Source organism: Candidatus Protofrankia datiscae (genome assembly GCF_000177615.2).
GTDB lineage: Bacteria > Actinomycetota > Actinomycetes > Frankiales > Frankiaceae > Protofrankia > Protofrankia coriariae.
In genome coordinates, this window is sequence record NC_015656.1 from 5,149,552 (window position 1) to 5,167,569 (window position 18,018).

An 18,018-nucleotide genomic window follows, 5' to 3' on the forward strand; every position below is an offset into this window, starting at 1 on the left:
AGGCCGACATGAGTTGTCACCACCTACCGCAGCGGAGCAGAGGCAGGTCCGATGTGATCATGCCGTACACCACGGCGCCGCTGGCCGCGCCCACGCGACGGCGCACCGCTGCCGCCGCGCTTGCCGTCACCGTGATACTCGCCCTGGCTCTCGCTGTCGGTGCTGGTGGCGGCACGCCGGCAGCGGCCGTGGTCGCCGCGGCGCCGGCCGCGCAGGCGCCGGCGCCAGGCGCCCCGCAGCCAGACCCGGGCATCCCACCGGCGGACCCAGGCGTCGCACAGGTGGATCTGAACGCCGTCATGACCGCGCTGCGCCTCAACGACGTGGCGGCCGACTATGTCCTGCTCGTCGACACGTCGGCGTCGATGCGGGATGGCGCGCTCTTCGACCAGGTGCGTGACTTCCTGCGAGGTTATGTCGCCGGCCTCACGCCCGCCGACCGTTTCACCCTGATCCGTTTCGACGCCGTTCCGGCCCTGCTCTACTCCGGTTCCGCGGCCGACGCGGGCAGTGCCATCGACCAGCTGCCCCTCGTCCCCAACGGGGGAGCCACCGACATCGGCGCCGCCATCAGGGAGGCGGTCAACGAACTCGACCGGCGCGACGCGTCCCCCGTCTCCGCGGTCTTCCTACTGACCGATGGCGCCCACAACCCGCCGCGCAGCAGCGATTTCCCGGACCCGGAAAGTAACGACCGGCCGTGGCAGGCGCTCCAGGACCACACACGACAACGGCTTGACCTTGCAAGGGTCCATGGCCACGGCATCGCTCTGCGCAACGATGATCAGGCGATGGCCGGTGCCAGCCTGCTCAAGTGGGCGCTGCCCGCCACCAAGGTGCTCGCGCTGCCCCCGGACCAGCTGCGCGCCTATCTGGACCGTGCCAAGGAGGACTCCCGCAGGCTCACCGCCGCCGGCCTGCTCACGCCCGACACGCAGGAGCAGGTCACGGTCTCCTGGGAACCGCGGCTGGCCGATGTGGACCCGGGCGCGTCCCATCTGGTCACGCAGGTGAAGCTGACGTCGCGGGCGAAGTGGCTCCCGGTGGAGCTCACCAATGTCTCGATCACGCCTTCGCGCCCGGACGTGCAAGCGGTGGGCGTCCCAGATCGGATAATCCTGCCGCCGGGGCAGAGCGTCACCATTCCGGTCATACTGACCTGGCAGCAGCACTCCGCCGGCTGGCTGCGCAGGTCACAGGTTGTCACAGGTGAGCTTCGCCTGGGCGCGACCATCGACTCGCCGTGGCGGGACGTGGCCAACTACGACTTCAAGCTACCCCTTCGGCTGCGTTTCGCCGACGAGAGCACCGTGCTGCACGGCTCGAACCCGGACGGCTGGAACCTGTGGGGGGTGCTCCGGCTCCTCCTGCTGGTGGCTGCGGTCATCCTCGCGGCCATCCTCGGACGACTGTGGTGGTACCCGAGGCTGGCCGGCATTCTGTTGGTGGAATGGCCGAACGGCCAGGTCGTCCAGGTGGAGCTGTCGGGACGGAAGGCGCAGATCAGCACGCGGCACCGGATCGACGCTCCCGGTACCGGATCGGTGCGTGGCCGGCGCGCGCGGACGGACGGTGAAACCCCCCGGACCGACATCCTGGTGCGTTACCGGCCACGGCAGGTCAGCGGCAGGCTGCCCCGGGTCCGTTTCTCCCCGGGCCAGTCCCGGATCGTCGGGAACGTCACCTTCACCTACCCGGAGGGCACCCACGCGGAGGGCTGGCAGCGGGAGGCCGGCCCGTTCGCCAGGTTCCCCAGATTCCTCCGCGGCCGTCGAGGCCCCCGCGACCGCACGGGCGGCAGCTCCAGGACGCCCCCACCCAGTGGTAAGGCGCGGCGAGCAGGCCCGTAATGATCATTTTTTTGTCTCCGGGGAAACAGCTGGTGTGGTTCCGGTCATTCGGCCACCGGGATGTCGTTCGCCTCGGCGCTGGCGGGCAGCCCGTTGGGGACGTCTGGCGCGAAAAACCGCCGGAACGGTTCGGCGACCTGGCCCCAGCCGGCCGGGAGACGTTCGATGAGGGCCGGTAGCCGCCACGCGCCACCGCGCAGGTCCAAGCGGTGGGCGAGTTGCAGGAGCGCCCGCATTCCGTCCTCGGGAAACTCCGCGGGACTCGGTATTTTGTTGGGGAGTCGATCTTGGGCCAGGAGCGCCCAGAACGGGACAAGCACCAACGGTGCCGAATCTCCGGCGCTGTGCATCCGCTCAAGCCAGTCCCGCAGTCCGTCGACCGAACCGGCGCGCATTTCCTGGATGACGACCTGCAGGGCAGCATGGCCGGTGCAGGCCAGCCCGCGGTCGACCGCGGGCCACCGGGGTTCGCCGTACGCCCACAACCTGTCGGCGCAGAACTCACGGGCCAGCGCAACGGCCCCGGCCTGGGCCTGGCGGGAGCGGTCGTCGGCCTTCTTCGGCGCGCGGGCCAGCAGCTCGCCGAGCACCTGGTCCAGGCGGTCCTGGTCGCGCAGACGCAGCGCGTAACGGTGGGCGGTCTCCACGGCGGGCAGGGCGCCGTCGGCAAGCAGTATCTCGAGCGCCCGGACATCGTCCTCGTCCCTACCGGGGCCGGAACGCCCGGCAAGGACATCCAGCACCCGTTTCTGCCATTTCTCCGGGATCTCCCTGCTCTCCCGCCCCGCCCCGAACAGCGCGCCCTCGGAGATCAGAACAGCCGAGATGCTGTGATCCGGTATTTCCAGATTCAGCGGCTCACTGTCCGCGGCAAGTATCCGGACAATATCATGGGTGGTCTTGTGGAACAGCGTCCGCAGCAACAGGAGACGACGATAGGTAACTAGTAGACTGTCGCCGCTAATGTGTGGGGTATAGGTGGCGGAGTTTGGTGCGGGCGTCATCGGTGGTGAAGTGCCAGTTGACTTGGCGCTGGTTGGCGTTGACGGCTGTCTGCCAGGCGTCGAGTTCGGTGTTCAGGACGTCGAGGGTGTCGATGCGGCGGTCGAGGCATTGGCGGGTCAGGGCGGCGAGTTCGATTTCGGCGATGTTGAGCCAGGAGCCGTGTTTGGGGGTGTGGTGGATCTCGAGTCGTTGCGCGAGTGCGAACGCGACGGCCGGGTCGAAGGCCTCGTAGAGCGAGGAGATGTCGTGGGTGTTGAGGTTGTCCATGACCAGCACGACCCGTTCGGCGTCGGGGTAGTCGAGGGTGAGCAGGCGCCTGACGTGGTGTGCCCAGTCGATCCTGGTGCGCCGTGGGGTGGCCTGGACGCGGCGCCAGCCGGCGAGTGGCTCGACCCAGCAGAAGATCGAGCAGGTTCCGTGGCGCACGTACTCGGAGTCCTCGCGCCGGTCACGCCCTGGCGTGGCGGGGATCGGGTCGCGGGCGTGGGCCAACAGCTGGTAGGGCTTCTCGTCCATGCACACCACGGGCACGCCCGGGTTGTGGGGCCGGGCGTAGACCGCCAGAACGTCTTCCATCCGCGCGGCGAACTGCGCGTTCGCCCTCGGTGGGATGGTCCAGCACTTCCTCAGATGAGGACGCAACCTCGTTTTTTTAAGACCCGGCCGATGGTGGAATGGTCCAGGTCCGGGATGTCGGCGACCAGCGCGACGTGCTTTTCCAACAGCCGCAGCGACCAGCGTGCATAACCAGCCGGTGGCTGCGAGCATGCCAGCGCGATCAGTCTGGCCTCAACCTCGCCGGTCACCGGGGAAGGCACCGGGGGAAGCTCCCGTGCCTTCCGACCGATCGTGGCCCCCACATCCCCACCGGTCTCGGTGAACCGCTTCGCGACCAGCCGCAGCGTCTCACCCGAGACCCCGACCCGGACCACGAGTTCTTCTTGGGAGGCAACCGGGCCGACCGAGGTGTCCAACGCGAGCAGGACCCGCGCCCGCCGGATCATCGACGCCGGATGAACCCCCGTCGAGGTCACCCGAACCAACTCGTCACGATCAGCCTCGGTCAAGGTGACCGGCCACTTCTTCTGCGAACCCACGACACAGTCCTGACCGGCAGAGGGACGGGGAGACCTGCCAGACCCAACCCTCTCACCCAGACACAAGACACACCAGAACTAAGCAGCGACAGTTTACTAGTCAGGTAGTTTTTGATCTTGAGTTAGCTGATCGCGGGCATCCAGGGACGGCCCTCGGCAAGTTGGACGAGAGCGTCGAACAGGCTGATGCCGTGTTTGGTGGCGGTGGACAGGTAGCTGCGGATCGCGCAGAACTGGCGGGCGCCGGTGAGCGTGCGTAGGCAGCCGGATACCTTCTGCCGTAGTTTGATCATGCGGATGTCGCGTTCGGAGCCGTTGTTGTCCGCGGGAACCCGCCAGTCGCGGGTGAACCGAAGGTAGTCGGCTTCGCGGTCGACGAGCCGGCAGGCCAGGGCATGGCGGGCGGCCATGAGTTTCGTGCCGCGCGGCGAGGTCTGGCTGATCCCGATGTGAGCGGCGTGGCGCAGCTGCCGGGTCTGGGTGGCCGGTGCCTGCTCGTCGATGGTGACGCCGGTAGTGGCGGCGTCGACGGCGAGGCGGTGCAGGGCGACGAGCGCGTCGCCTGCCTGGGCGGCCCAGCACCAGGTTCCCGTCGGGGCCGCGTCGACGACGGCCTGTAGTTCGCGCAGCACGTGAGCGACGCACAGCTGGTGGGTGGCGCCGGTGTAGCTGTCGTAGGGGGCCCAGGCGTCGTGGACCACCACCCCACCGAAGGCGGGAAGCACCCCGAGGGCGTCGATCCCGCCGCTGCCGCGGGTGGCATGGCAGTCGATCAGCGTGTACTTGTCGGTGCGGGCGCAGTGCACCCAGTGCAGTTTCCCGGCGACCCGCAGCCCCGTCTCATCGGCCCCGATCACGTCGGCGGCGGCCAGCAGACCCCGGACGGTGTCACGGAAGCCGTCGAGTCCGGCGGCGGCACGGGCGGTCATCGCACCGACCGTGCCCGCCGAGATCGGGATCCCAACCAGCTCGGCCAGCGCGGTCGCGGTCCGCTCCTGCGACAGGAACTGACCGGAATACAGGTAGACCACCGCCGCGGCCACCCGCGGCCCGTACTGCACCGGCGCGTCCACCCCGGCCGGTGCCGCCGCCTTCGTCCGCGTCCCGCAGCCGCACTCCCGCTCGATGAGCTGATGTTCGACCACATGCGGACGTAGTTCGGGCAGGTCGAACACCTGCCGCCGTTCGGTCCGGGTCACAGGCCGGCCCGCAAGCCCCGCCCCGCACCCCGCACACGGCCCCGGCTCATGCCGCAGGCGCACATCAGGCTCAGCGAGCATCCGCAGCGTCGATCCCGGATGCCCGCCCTGCCCACCGGGCCTGCGGCCGGTCTTCTTCCGCAGCGACTTCGGTGGCGGTTTCGCCAGCCCGTCCGAACTCGGTGGCTTCGCCGAGTTCCGCGAGTTCTTCGCGACCTGAGCTTCCAGCTCGGCGATCCGCACCCGCGCCTGTTCCAACGCCGCAGCGGTCTCGACCAGCTGCGCCCGCAGACTCACCACCAGCGCCGCGAGCTCGTCATACGACGGCACCGGCGGCGACGCGGGCGGACCATCCGACACACCCGGACCCTACGGCCCGATCAACCACACAGCACCAACGACCCGGGCCTTCAGGCCATCGAGGAGTCCCAGCCAGCCGGGAAACCAAAAACAAACGATCTACCAGACCTGACCAGTTACGACGATAGTACGTCCGGGCAAAACCAGAGCGCAACGACGGGACCGCTGGCAGCCCCTGCCAGAACACCACATGTCGTTCTGATATTTTTGTATTGTCGCTGAAAGCAATGCGAAAACGCCTGACCCCGTTACCCGACATCCATGTGCAGGCCGTCAGTGACGCATACGCTCCCGCTGGCAGGAGTGCCAGGACGGCATCCAGAAAGGCCAGCCGCAACCGCCGCGGCACGGGCGGCTTCGGCATGGCGATGGTCACCGGCCCGTCGAGTACGAGTGCCGCGGTGGCCGCTACCGCGCCGAATCCGAACGCGTCGATGGCGGCGACGACATCGTCGACCGCCGCCATTGGTGACGGCATGCGCAGCCCGGCCCGCGGAGCATTCGACGTGTGTACCCGTTCCTCGGCCGCGTAGTAGAATTTTTCCATCCTCGGACGGATTCCGGAGAACTCTTCGTATGCGGCATAACAGCACCACAAGGAATTCTCCCGCCCAGCCGGCGTGACAGGACCGCGGAAGAGCACGGCCACGTTTTTCACACCGTCGCCGAAGAAAGAGACCTCCGTCGGTGCGCCGGGAGAGTAGTGGGCTACCAGCCGCGCCACAGCGGGATCATCATGCTTACCGGGAAAATCGTAGTTCATCCAGTTCGCCGCGATGTCGACCGGGACGTCCGCGGGAGGACCGTCGGCCACGGCGCGGCCACCACCACGACGTAGAAACCACCAGCTCCTGGACTCGCCCGAGGCCGCTTTCAACAGCCGCCTGCGCAGGCCGCCGCTGATTTTCAGCTGGTCGAGGAAATCGGTCCACGCCTCCCGCCGCGGCTGGTCGAAGCGCGGGCTCGCGGCCTCGAACCAGCTCTCGAACACCGGCCGCACCTCGTCAAGCCGCCCGGTCCGGGCAGCCCGTGCCAGCAGCGCCCGCACTCCCAGGTCGTCAGCCCCGTCAGGCCCGCTGAGACGGCCGACGTCGGCCGCGCTCACCGCCTGTGGGAACGAGGAGGCGACCTCCAACGCGCGGAAGACATTCAGAACGTCCCTGGATACCGGCTGGTCGGCGGCCTCCAGCCAGCCCACCAGACGCAGCAGATCACGCCCGCCCTGGCCCTCGGTCGACTCGTCGGACTCCACCTGCCTGTACAGCGTGTGGATCGTGTACGTGTGATCGGCCGCCAGCAGGTTCCGAACCTCCTGCCAGCCGGCTGTGTCGCCTCGTTGTTCGATCACGAAGTCGATCACAACCCGGCGTATCCTCGAATCAGCCTCCTCGACACCACCCCGCATGTTCAGGAAGTCGACGAGAATCTCCGGGACACAGTCGAGACGCCCCGCCATGGCCATCAGGGCCGTGAGCAGCCGGCTGTCGGCGTCCACCGCGGCCAGCCGCCGGCACAGCGCACGTAGCGCTGGCAGCGCCTCCGCGACCCAGTGCCGCTCGACCAGTTTCACGTCATCGGCGATCGACCCGGCATCACCGGATTCGCCGATCTCCCACAGAAAAGCGCTCAGCAGCTCGGCCGCCAGATAGCCGGAAGGCCGCACCGAACGCAGGTGCCCGCGTATACCGTCGATGAGATACCGCAACGGGGCGGATTCTTCTTCCGACGGCACCACCAGGCCGGCCCGCGATATCTCCGGACCCGTGGCCGGCGAAGACGCCGGATTTTTCTCCCGGGCGCGGTCGACCAGTATGTTCCGCTCCGCCGTGACGAGCGCGTCGACGATTTCGCCCGGCTGTTTGAAACTGTATGGTTTGTGGTCGGCGGCGAGCCACCGCAGGACGGCGTCAGATCCCCAGTGGTGACACAGCTTCTTCAGGTTCTCGGCATAAATATGGCTGTGGCCGCTGTCCCGAGTGGGGTCACCACCGCGGCCGATACCGTCACCATGCCTGTCGGTGACGGTATCGGCTCCTGGTGGATCGTCCGGGTCGATTTCTCCGAGGCCGTCCCGCAGCCGGTGAGTGAACGCGAGCCGGATCTTGTGGCTGGTCCGGTTGTCCACCCAGGTGCCCGCGGACAGCGTGGCCCGCACGCCCGCGGGCAGCAGCGCGGCCACCGCGTCGATGAAGGCTATCCGGTCCGCAAGCGGATACCTTGGCGACTGGTAGCCAGGGGTGAGCGCGACCGGCCCGTCGAGCACCGCCGCGGCCACCGCCGCCGCGGCGGTGAACATTCTCGAGTCACCCAGAAGACGTTCCCGGGCTCTCGATGCCTCTTCGTCGTGCGACTGAACCAACACGGACAGCGGATCATCGTTGCGCTCGGGGACAGCCAGCTTCGCAACGGCCTGATACAGGGCCAGACAGCTGCCGAAATACCGCTCGAAGTCCTCCAGCGGCAGGCAGAAGAAACGCGTCGGGACGATCGGGCGGCCGGTCGCGTCCACCGGCGCCGTCGACTCCCACGGCCACTCGCGGATCGCGACCCCGACGTACCGGGAGCTGGCGACCGTGGCAAAGGTGAACGTGACCCATGGCAGCGCGTCCGCTCGCTCCCGGTGTTCCCCACCAGGTGAGCTGGGTGATCCGGGCGAGAAGTGGCTGACCATCCTTGCCATGGCCCCCGGGCGGAGGCGACCGGTGGCGCTGGATCGCAGCAGGCCGTAGTCGTCCCGTTGCCCGGGAACCTTGCTGATCAGCGCCCAGTCGAGATCGACCGCGTTCATCGGGACGTGTCCGTCCTGCGAATCCGCCCCACCAGCCTCACCAACGGCTCAAGAACATTCATCGGCTGTGGTCGCGTCCGGATACGGAACTGACCGTGCTCGCTGACGATGTTGGCGTAGTCGGCGGGATCGAAACGGTTGTTCGCCCCGATGTAGAAACCGATCGAGGAGGTCGCGTGGAAACTGACACGGTCCCTGTGAAAATTCGACACGATACTGTCACGGATGTTCTGGGCGGAATTGTCGGGCCGTTCGTGGCACAACATGTTGAAATACCGGAACGCGACTCCTGCCCTGATCTTCGGCTGGCCGGGCGTCTCCGCCAGCGCTTCGAGCTCACGCCGCGACGTCGCCCGGCCGAGCACCCGGGGATCGTCGAACTTCGTGACGCAGACCGCGAGCTGGTGGGGTAACCGGTTCCCGACCAGCCGCCCGTTGTCGAACGTCCTGCTCACCACCTCGTCGAGCACCTGGTTGAAATACTGGAAGCTGTTACCGTTCTCCTCCTCCCGGACCGGGTCGAACAGATAAATGATCCCGTCGCAGGCGACCAGGTGCTCCACGAGCTGCTCCTTGGCGGCCTCGTTACCGGTGACGTGATCCAACTCGCCGCGCACCTCGTCGAAGTCGAGCTCGTCCTCGCCGTCCTCGTTCTCGTCGCCGCCCGTCCACTGATCCTCGAACAGCTTGCCGGAAACATCCAGGAAGTCGAGGGCGAACTCCACCTGGCTGCCACCGCCGGCCGGGCCCGTCTGTTTCTGCCCCAGGAACGACCAGCTCAGCCGGGTGTTGGTGCCGTGCTGGGTGCCCTCCGGAAACGTGCGTTTGACGGCGAGCACGTGCGCGAGCTCCGACAGCCTGGACAACGCGACCGGGTCCTTGCTCGTGACCTTCCAACGGGTCCGACCGCGCGCCTGTTCGGCGGCGAGCTTCAACGCACCCAGGTACGTCGTCTTCCCGCTGCTGGTCGCGCCCCACAGGCCGATGCGCATGTCATGGCGCGGCCGCTGTGCGGGCGTCGGCCGATCCGTCCGCCGGCTCACCACGTGCCACCACCGGAAGCCCGGCCGTCACCGGAAGCGCGCGTGCCACCGAGAGTCTGCGCTCCACCGGGCGTCTGGGCACCACCGGGAGCCGGGCCTGCCAGCGGCACCGGCAGCACACGCTCGCCGTAGCCTGCGAGCAGCCCGAGCGCCGAGGCCAGCCCGGACGCGGACACCTCGTCCATGGCGAACAGCGCGTCCGCGCCCAGCTCACGCCAGGCCGTGTCGGCCCGCTGCCGCGCGGAACCGCCGGCGCGAGCCGAGGCGATCTCAGGCCGGCCTCGGACGGCTACCCGCCGCACACCCTCCCGTACGACCAGTTGATCCATCTCCGTCCTCCAGTCGTGACGGGCCTGGCAGGGCACGACGAGGTCGTCTTCCTGCCGTACGGGATGCGGTGGCCGGGCACCGACCGTGACAAGACAGTGCGCGGCACCCCCGCGCCACCACCGCGTCCCCGCCGGTTCGTTCAGGACGTGCAGCGCATCCTCGACAGGAGCCGCGAAATCGTAACGTGGCTCGCTCGGCCGCCAGCCGTACAGCGCCGTCAGCACACCCGCCGCCGCCCTCGGCGCCGCCGACCGCACCACCGGATGCTGTGACCGCTGCCAGTCGAGCAGGTCGTGGTCGTCATATCCGATCAGGCCGACCATCACGGCCGTCGGATCCGGATGCTCGTTCCCGAGCAGCGCGAGCAGATCCGTGACCACCTGGAAGCGGGCCGCGACCGCCTCCGGCGTACCACCAAGCTCGAGGATGAAGACCACGTCCACCAGATCGGCTCCGAACTCGGCGGGGACCTCGTCCAGCACGCCCAACCAGGTCCTGCCGCCGCCGCGCAGGTCAGCCGGATGCAGGAAACGCACCCTGCCGGGCCCGTCGAGCGCGGCCGGACGCGGACGGGCGCGCCCGGCCGCGACGCGCACCGCGCCAGGGCCACCGGATGCCACTGCCGCGGATCGTCCGCCACCGGGGCGACGACCGCCAGCGCCAGGTCGTCCGCACGGGCCGGTGGCGCCACGACCGTGATCTCGGATTCCAGCGCCGTCCCGGGGGTGGCCGGCACCACGGTGTTGGCCTCGAACAGCGGATGCGCCACCAGACGCACCCGCCGGGTGGCACGGTCGACCTCGGCGAGAGCAAGGGCGTACCCGTGCCGCAACGGCGCCCGCCGCAGCAGTTCGTCCAGAGCCTCGGTCCCGGCGGCGGCAGCCTCGTGGCCGTCGGCCAGACCAGTGCGGACGAGGTGGCCGGTGAGCGCCTGGAGCGCGTCGTCCACCATTGGCCAGCCGGCGACCTGCCGGACCAGCACCACCACGCTGGACGCGCCAACCGTGCCCAGCACGTCACGCAGCGGCTGGAGGGCGGCGGGCCAGCCGTCGTACCCCACGGTCGGGATCCGGGCCACCCGCCCGCCGCCGTGGCTCCCGATCCCGCCGGCCAGCCGCAACCACTGGCTGTCCGGCTGCGACGGCAGCTCCGGGAGCAGATCCGACCAGTTCCATGTGCGCTGCGCCCCGAGCCGGTGGGGGACGCCCAGATCGTCCGCACCGACGCCGGTGACCGCGACGGCGTCCGGTGTCAGTTCGACGACGGCGGCCCGCTGCACCTCACCGGCGACGATCCGGCTCAGCAGCCGGCCGACGGCCACGGTGTCCGTCGCCATGGCCGTCGGTGCGGCCGCCGGCCGTGGCGACGCCGTACGTACCGCGCGCCGGGCGGCGTCGATCTCGCCAGGCGCCGGGGGGCCGCCTCGGACCAGGTCCACCAGCCGGTCGGCAAGCCCGGGATCGCCGCTGCCGAGCGCGTCGGCGACCCGGACCACGGCAGACAGGTCGAACCGGCGGCGCGCCGTCGCCAGCCGTGCGCCGAACTCCCATTCAAGATCGCCAGCGATCTCTCCCCGGATGTGGTCACCGCGCAGGAGCCAGCCGCATCGTCCGCACTCCCGCGCCGCCCCGCACACCAGGGCGCAGACCGGGCAGCAGCCCGCCGCCACCGGCCCTGCCCGGGCCGGTCCCTCACGGGCCCCGCCTCCTCGCGGGCCGGCCCCTCACGCACCGGTCGCCCGCGCGCCGCTGCCTCGCGGGTGTCGTCCCATCCCGCCGCGCGCCCACTCACCGAGGAAGAGCGGCCCGGAGAAATACCGCATCCCACCACATTGGTCGGACCCGGTGGCAGGCCCAGCGGTGGCGGGCCTAGCCGTCGCGGGCCCAGCCGTTGCGGGCACGGCCGTTGCGGGCACGGCCGGTGTCTTCGTGGACGCCGGATTCTCGTGGATCGGACGGATAGGGCCGGGACAGATATGGCCGGAACGGATATGGCGGGTCTGGTCCGCTGGGTCGACGTCGCGGAAGTACCGGGGGTCACGAGCCGAGCAGAAGGCGATCCGCTCGAAGCCCCCGGCGCGCGGCGTCTCCCACGGCGCTTCCTCGGTGTCGCGCTCCTGATAGTCACGGCCGACGGGGACATCGTCCATCCCGAGGCCGTACAGCACAAACATCGCGTCGCCACCGGGCCGCACCGCGGCGGTGAGCCGCTCGACCGCCACGGCCCCCGGCGGCCCCGACTGCCCGGACGCGTCCAGCCGGGCGGATGCGCCCGGACGGTCGGTTGGCACCGGCTTCCTTCTCCTAACCTGGCCTGCTACCTGACCTGCTACCTGGCCCGTTTACCGAGGTCCGCGCCGGCCGGGCAGCCTCGGGCTGCGTCCGCGTCGGCCCCGGGTGCCGAACACAGTTCGGTGGCCAGCTCCGCCGGCATGACCAGCCGGGCGGGACGGTCGGGGAGCCGATCCGGCGCCACGCATCCCGCGCGGTCGAACGGGCGGCCCTGCACCCAGACCACCGCTCGCGGGCCAGGGCCGAGGGCACGGGTCAGCCGGCAGGTCGCCGCAACGTTGAGAAGCCTGCCTGACCCGCTCGGCCAGGTGCTCATGTCGACCGTTCCCGGCCGGTCGGGCCCTCGGTGTCGGGGAGGTCTGCCGGCCATCCGTTCGAGCGAGCGGTGTCGGCCCGTGGGCCGAACCCCCCGTCCGTCCGGGGCACCCAGGTCGGTTCCTCGTCCGGATCGCGTGGCTGATTGCCGGCCTGACCAGCGTGATTGGCGTGATTGGCGTGGCTGGTCCGGTCACTGTGACCGGCGTACCGCCTACCGGCGGTGCTCCGATCGGCGGCGTCCCGCGTCGCCTCGTCCGGATCCCATGGTCGGGCATCCGGCTGGCCGGCCGGGCGGGCGCTGTCCGGCGTCCGCCACGTGACGTCATCGTCATCGTCCGCCAGCACGCGGGTCGCCTCGGTCGGTCGCGTCACGTCCTCCGGCAAGGGATGCTGCGTGCGTCCCGAGTCACCGCCCGGCTCCCACCAGATGGTGTGAGCTGGCAGCTGAGGCTCCTCCTGCCGCCGCACCGGCTCCCGCGGCGGTGTGGGCCTTCGCGGTGGCGCCGGCCAGGGCTCGGGCCACACCGGCTCGTCCTCGACGCTGTCCGGCTGCCGGTCGTCCCGTTCGGGTTGTGGCTCGTGCCGCGGCTGCCCGTCGTACGACGACACCGTCGTATCGCGCGCCTGGGAGTGGGCGCTTCCTCGCACCGGCTCTGCCGGCGGCCGCACCCTGGACGTTCTGTCCGCGGGAAAAGGCTCGTCACCGGTTGACGGGTCGGCCCGGCCGTCCGACGGGTGCCGCTCCGTCGGCGGCTGAACGCGGGTGGGCTGCGACGGCAGGTCGCTCAGGTGCGGGTAATCGGGGGCCATGCCGCGGGGCCGGGTGTTCGTGTTCGGAGCGGACCGCGAACCGGTGACAAGGTAGCTGTCGAGATCCGCCTCGATGCGCCGCAGCTCGCGTTCCCGCCATCTGGCGAGAATCCTCTCGGCAATGTCGGCCTGGGCCTGGATGGTGCTCCGGGTCAGCCGTTCGATCGCCGCGTCCCTTTCCTCACGCCCGATCTGGGCTTCAAGGTAGGTGTCCCCGCCGTTGAGGATTTCCGTCGCCCGCCGGCGACGGCCCTGTTCCTCCTCGATCTGTAGCTGGTTGCGCTCCTCGATCTCGACAGCTCGTTCGTAGAGCGTCGGCACCCCCAGCGACATCAGGAACTTGACGAGAACCGGAAGACACTCGATCGCGGTGATGAAAAGGAGCAGCAGCAGATGGGCCCGGCCGAGGGAGGGCCGCTCGGAGGTCAGCCGGTCAAGGGCCTCGATGCGGATGAGCATCCCGGTGTCGTCGCTGTTCTCGGCGTTGAACGCGGCAATGTCCGCGGCACGGGATCTCTCAAGACTGTCGAGCTGGGTGTTGACCCTCTCCAGCTCCGACTGGGCGTTGGCGAGCGTGGTCGCGCGAGAGGCGTTCTGGTTCGCCTGCGCCGCGCTGATAGCCGCGTCGAGCTGGCGCTGAAGCCTGGCGAGTTCGGCCCCGGCCCTGTCCCGGATCGTGACTTTCTCGTCGTAGGCGACGCCGGCGCCGGGCCGGCCGCTGCCGCAGCCCGGCCGTCCTTCCTTCTCGCAGACGACGGCCTGCTCGGCGTCGTTGTATCTGGTTCGCGCGGCGTCGACCTGCGGCTGCAGGCGGGCCACCTCGGGATCCCTGTTCACGTCCGTGACGACACCGCCGGCGGCGACGGTGGCCTGCAGCTGTGCCTGCTGGGTCCGCAGATCGCCTATCTGCTTCGTGCGCTCGTCGTTCTGCATGGCACGGTCGAACTCGTCGGCGCGCTCACGATGAATGGTGACCATCTCGGCCTGTATCTCCGGCTCGAAGATGCGCAGCACCAGCGGCGTCGAAATGACCAGACCGATGAGCACCGCCAGCACCAGCCGCGGAAGCGCGACCACCAGATTCTGGTACCAGTGCTCCCGACGTTGTACGGAGGCCACCAGCCATCTGTCCAGGCTCATGATGGCAAGGCCCCAGGCCCCGCCGATGAGCAGGCAACTGGCAATTGGCAGTTGCAATGCCATGTGCAGGGCGAACGCGCAGGAGGTCGCCGCCATGAGAGCAGTGGTCAGCACCGCGCTACCGATACCGACGTACTTCGCCCGGTCGGTCGGGCAGCGCTGGAGGATCTGGGAGTTCGCCCCGGACAACCAGATGAGCAGCCGTCTCACGACAGGCGCTCCCGCCGCCACAGCCTTGCGGCCACCCGTCGCCACCCACCCTCTCGATCATGGCCTGGACCGCGTGTGCCACCGGGCCCGCGGAATCCCACCGGACGCACCAGCGCGGGCGGCAACCGCGGACGCCCGACCTGGTCGAGCAGTGAAACGGTGCCGCCCCAGCCGGTGGCCGGCGTCGTTGTCGCCGCCCGCCCCGCCGGAAAACGGCCAGAACAGGCAAAGGCCGGCCGGTCACGGTTGCCGATGACCCGGCTCCCGGGCTCCTGGAGACCCGGCGAGGAGGCTGGTGAGGCGGACAGCCCGTGTGGAGTACGGGCCAGGATCGCGGCAAACTCGTTCCGGAGCCCGAACAGACCGGCCTGTAACGTGGCGCTGGCGGCGGTATCAACGCCGCTCGGTGGAGTCGGAATCCTCAGGAACCTGATGTCCGGCTGGTTGAAGACACGTATTACCGGTGTCTGCGCCTCCACCACGGCTCCGGCTGGCCCGCGTGCCATCAGACGCAGAGATCGGGTGGCCTCAAGCGCCACCGGAAGAGATCCCTTGGGCGGGAACACGCCACGGCCCTCGACGAACACCTCGTTCGTGTGGAGCGTGGACCATCTGACCACGACTTCCTGGCCGACGACACCGGCACGAGGCTGTACGTCAACAAACTCGAAGCGCGGCCCGTACGGATCAGCGAGCATGCCGCTCACATCCACCCCGCCTTCAGGATCTTTAAAGATAACATCGGAGAGATGGGACAAGAAGCCGAGACAGCGCTGACAAGCCAGCTTGGCATGACCCAGCCTGGCATGACGCCCCTCCCCACGGGAACGCCCTGGTAAGCCTAACCCGGCTTTCAGGCTCACGACAAGATTTGTTTCAACATTGTGCGTACATTATCATCACAGTGGACGCAGGCCGTCGGACCAGATCATCGGATTCAGCGACCGGTCACATCCCTGGGATCCCTGTTCAGGCTCTCCGCTCGCAGGCACCATCGGCCTGGGATGCGGATGGGCCGGAGCCATTGCCGATCAACCTGTCAGGTTGCCGACCAGTGCCATCCATCGGCGTCCGTCGACAGCTCCACCGGGAGTCCGCCGCGCCCACGCCATGCGCTGTTGGAGAGGACAGGCAGGGGAGCTCCGCCCGGTACAAGCACACCTCCGCCGGCGCGGCCACCGATTATGATTCTGGCCACCAGAGTTCGGCCGGGGCGCCGCCCAGGCAGCGACCGGACGAGAATGGAGCGTCCAATGCCCGGTGCGCCCGTACCACGAGAAAACAAAATTCTGAATCTGGTCGGATCTTCATCCGGTTCAGCCTTCCGGATACAACCGGAATCCGAGTCACGAAAAATTCCACGACAGTCACAGGATATTCAAAAATTTTACGATCGTCTTTCAAGATCAAAATATTGATCTGACGAGTACGACGCAAGGCGGTACTATCGGCCCGACGAACCCTCGGATAAATTTTGCCGTAAGGAAGCGGCAGCGGTCAACAACAAGCACTTCCCCGGCACAGCTGTTTCTCACGCACAGCGGCGAGCAGCTTCTTTCAGCAGCTGAAGTCGAGCTGTCCGGGCCGACGGACGGTCAGCGGACAGCGCTCCGGCCACGGGGCCCGCCTGCCTTCCATGCGCTTCATCTCATGCGCTACGTCGCGGCGGTCAGTGGACGCGGGGGTCCGGAGGGCAGTCGAGGGCACTGGCCCTGGTCAGGCCGCTGACCGTGAGTTTGGCGGACAGGCGGACCGGCCCCGGCTGCTCGGTGAGGATGCCCGTCCAACCGTCCGCAGCCTCGAACACGCACGCCTCGTGGCCGTCGTCAAGCTGCCAGTAGGGCGTGAAGTGCACCAGAACAGTCGCCACACCGGGCGCATGGAAGTTCACCGCGAGCGAACTGACCCCGAGCTCGGTCAGCGCCGCCGGCCCTCGCACCAGGCCCGGCGAGTCGGTGACCAGCCAGACCTTCCAGTGGGCGTCCGACCAGACGAGATCCAGATAGGGTAGGCCGACATCGAGCAGCTTCGCCTCCTCCACCGCGGAGGAGTCCAGCTCCACGTCCGGCCGCGCCACGAAACGGACGCCGCGTTCGAGCAGCCACTTGTGGTAGGTCTCGGGCGAAAGGGTGCCGTCGTAGAACAGCGAGTTGTACTCCATGTCCAGCTGCCGCTCCCAACCGCGGGCCAGCGGGACGTGCGGCGCCACGAACGACGCCTCCCAGTGCGCCCGGGTGAACGGGATCTCCACCCGGCCCACCGCCACCGGGCCGTGGTCGAGGTAGTCGAGCAGACCGGTGTAGTAGCCGGCCTGGCCGGAGGCGTCCCCGTAGGTGGCCAGCGCCCCGTGCACCGGGCCGATCTGCCAGCCCAGCAACGGGATCGCGACGACCAGCAGCACCCGTGGGCGTCTGGCCAGCAGCATCGCCGCGAGCGGGCCCGCGAGCAGGGTCGCCGGACGGGCGATGTTCCCGCCGATCTGGGTCGGGACGAAGAAGAAGACCGCGGCGGCGGCGGCCCACAACATCAGCCCGCGCCTGATCGCTACCTCGTGCCGCGGGACGACGAACAGCCCGGCGCCGATCAGCGCCAGCAGAGACAGGAAGGTCATCGCTGGGAACGGCTGCACACCGTGTTCGGGGAACAGCAACGCGACGACGATCCCGCTCATGGCACCCGCCAGCGGCAGCACCCGGCGCCGCGGGAGCGTGCCGAGCAGGGCGACCCCGATCAGCAGCACGAACCCGCCTGCGAGCGGTGAGGCCAGCGACGACCCGATCGCACCAGCCCACGCCGTCTTCGTCCGCCGCTCCCGGACGCCGAGCAGCGCCAACCCGCCGAAGGCCATCCCCAGCGCGAAGGGCATCCGGCCGACCACGAGGTTGGCCACCGTCGCGACGGAGAACCAGACCAGCGCCAGGTCGTGGCCGTGCGTCCGGCCGCGACCGCGCAACAGCCGGGTGACGATCACGGTGGAGGCGACGCACGCGAAACAGCCGAGCGCCTGCACCCCGAACAGCGCCCCCAGCGGCGGGAAGAGCACGCTGTAGCCGGGTACGGTGTGCCCGCCGTACCACTGGTCGTCCCACAGCACCGCGCCGCCGTGCTTGAACAGCCACACGCGATATTCCTGTGCGGGGGTGTCCGGGCCGGTGAGTCCCAGCGCCAGTGACAACCCGCACAGGGCGGCGGTGATCAGCCATGGCTGGCGTCGCAGCAGGGCGGCAACGGCGAGGACAGCCCGCGGGAACGCGGCGCGCGGCTTCGGGAAGACCGCGCGAGGTTGCGGAGCATCATCGCCGGATCCCCGGAAGCTGGATCCCTGGAGGACGGCGCGAGGTCCCGGACGGACCGCCGGAGAGGAGAGCGTTGCTGGTGCTGTGGGCCCGACTGGCACGTCGTCGCGCCGGATGGCCGCGCGCCACCGGGCGCGACGCGGCTGCCCGCCACCCAGCGGGCCCTGACGTGCCCGCGCGTCACACGGAAGATCGTGGGATGCCCGCGCCTCAGCCGGGACAGCTTCGGCTAGGCCAACCTCAGCCAGGCCAGTACGAGGCGCTTCTGTCTCGACCAGGAC

At 69.2% G+C, this 18,018-nt stretch carries 13 protein-coding genes; 1 reads left to right on the plus strand and 12 read right to left on the minus strand.

What is annotated here, in order from left to right; translation table 11 throughout:
• The first annotated feature begins 59 nt into the window (after nucleotides 1–59).
• Nucleotides 60–1,850 (plus strand): vWA domain-containing protein, encoded by a 1,791-nt coding sequence (locus FSYMDG_RS21685; protein ID WP_131774131.1) that lies wholly within the window; start codon nucleotides 60–62, stop codon nucleotides 1,848–1,850.
• Between the two features lie 44 nt (nucleotides 1,851–1,894).
• Here FSYMDG_RS21685 and FSYMDG_RS21690 read toward each other — a convergent pair whose 3' ends face one another.
• From FSYMDG_RS21690 to FSYMDG_RS21745, 12 genes are all read right to left on the minus strand, one after another.
• Entirely contained in the window at nucleotides 1,895–2,773 is an 879-nt protein-coding gene (locus FSYMDG_RS21690; RefSeq protein ID WP_043604205.1) for a hypothetical protein, read from the minus strand.
• Between the two features lie 37 nt (nucleotides 2,774–2,810).
• Nucleotides 2,811–3,497 (minus strand): IS630 family transposase, encoded by a 687-nt coding sequence (locus FSYMDG_RS28995; RefSeq protein WP_237702726.1) that lies wholly within the window; start codon nucleotides 3,495–3,497, stop codon nucleotides 2,811–2,813.
• Complete coding sequence (locus FSYMDG_RS29000) at nucleotides 3,482–3,952, minus strand: helix-turn-helix domain-containing protein (RefSeq protein WP_043602714.1); 471 nt, start codon at nucleotides 3,950–3,952, stop codon at nucleotides 3,482–3,484. The genes FSYMDG_RS28995 and FSYMDG_RS29000 overlap by 16 nt, the downstream gene beginning before the upstream one ends.
• Nucleotides 3,953–4,074: 122 nt before the next feature.
• Nucleotides 4,075–5,511: an IS66 family transposase gene (gene tnpC, locus FSYMDG_RS21705; protein ID WP_013871651.1), complete on the minus strand. Its 1,437-nt coding sequence runs from the start codon at nucleotides 5,509–5,511 to the stop codon at nucleotides 4,075–4,077.
• Nucleotides 5,468–8,299 (minus strand): hypothetical protein, encoded by a 2,832-nt coding sequence (locus tag FSYMDG_RS21710; protein WP_043604208.1) that lies wholly within the window; start codon nucleotides 8,297–8,299, stop codon nucleotides 5,468–5,470. The genes tnpC and FSYMDG_RS21710 overlap by 44 nt, the downstream gene beginning before the upstream one ends.
• Nucleotides 8,296–9,342, minus strand: a complete 1,047-nt coding sequence (locus FSYMDG_RS21715; RefSeq protein ID WP_131792761.1) for a hypothetical protein — start codon at nucleotides 9,340–9,342, stop codon at nucleotides 8,296–8,298. The genes FSYMDG_RS21710 and FSYMDG_RS21715 overlap by 4 nt, the downstream gene beginning before the upstream one ends.
• Before the next feature lie 652 nt (nucleotides 9,343–9,994).
• Complete coding sequence (locus tag FSYMDG_RS21720) at nucleotides 9,995–11,341, minus strand: hypothetical protein (RefSeq protein WP_043604211.1); 1,347 nt, start codon at nucleotides 11,339–11,341, stop codon at nucleotides 9,995–9,997.
• Between the two features lie 54 nt (nucleotides 11,342–11,395).
• On the minus strand, nucleotides 11,396–11,962 hold the full coding sequence (locus FSYMDG_RS21725; RefSeq protein WP_013875516.1) for a hypothetical protein: 567 nt from the start codon (nucleotides 11,960–11,962) through the stop codon (nucleotides 11,396–11,398).
• 38 nt (nucleotides 11,963–12,000) lie between these two features.
• Nucleotides 12,001–12,279, minus strand: coding sequence for a hypothetical protein (locus FSYMDG_RS27275; RefSeq protein ID WP_013875517.1), 279 nt, complete (start codon nucleotides 12,277–12,279; stop codon nucleotides 12,001–12,003).
• Nucleotides 12,276–14,441 carry a DUF4407 domain-containing protein gene (locus FSYMDG_RS23565; protein WP_013875518.1) on the minus strand — a complete coding sequence of 722 codons (2,166 nt, stop codon included), beginning with the start codon at nucleotides 14,439–14,441 and terminating at the stop codon, nucleotides 12,276–12,278. The genes FSYMDG_RS27275 and FSYMDG_RS23565 overlap by 4 nt, the downstream gene beginning before the upstream one ends.
• On the minus strand, nucleotides 14,438–15,304 hold the full coding sequence (locus tag FSYMDG_RS21740) for a hypothetical protein (protein ID WP_157491053.1): 867 nt from the start codon (nucleotides 15,302–15,304) through the stop codon (nucleotides 14,438–14,440). Before FSYMDG_RS21740 ends, FSYMDG_RS23565 begins: the two co-directional genes overlap by 4 nt.
• 806 nt (nucleotides 15,305–16,110) lie before the next feature.
• The gene (locus FSYMDG_RS21745; protein ID WP_131796790.1) at nucleotides 16,111–17,661 is read right to left on the minus strand and encodes a hypothetical protein; all 1,551 of its coding nucleotides are present in this window, start codon (nucleotides 17,659–17,661) and stop codon (nucleotides 16,111–16,113) included.
• Nucleotides 17,662–18,018 lie beyond the last annotated feature (357 nt).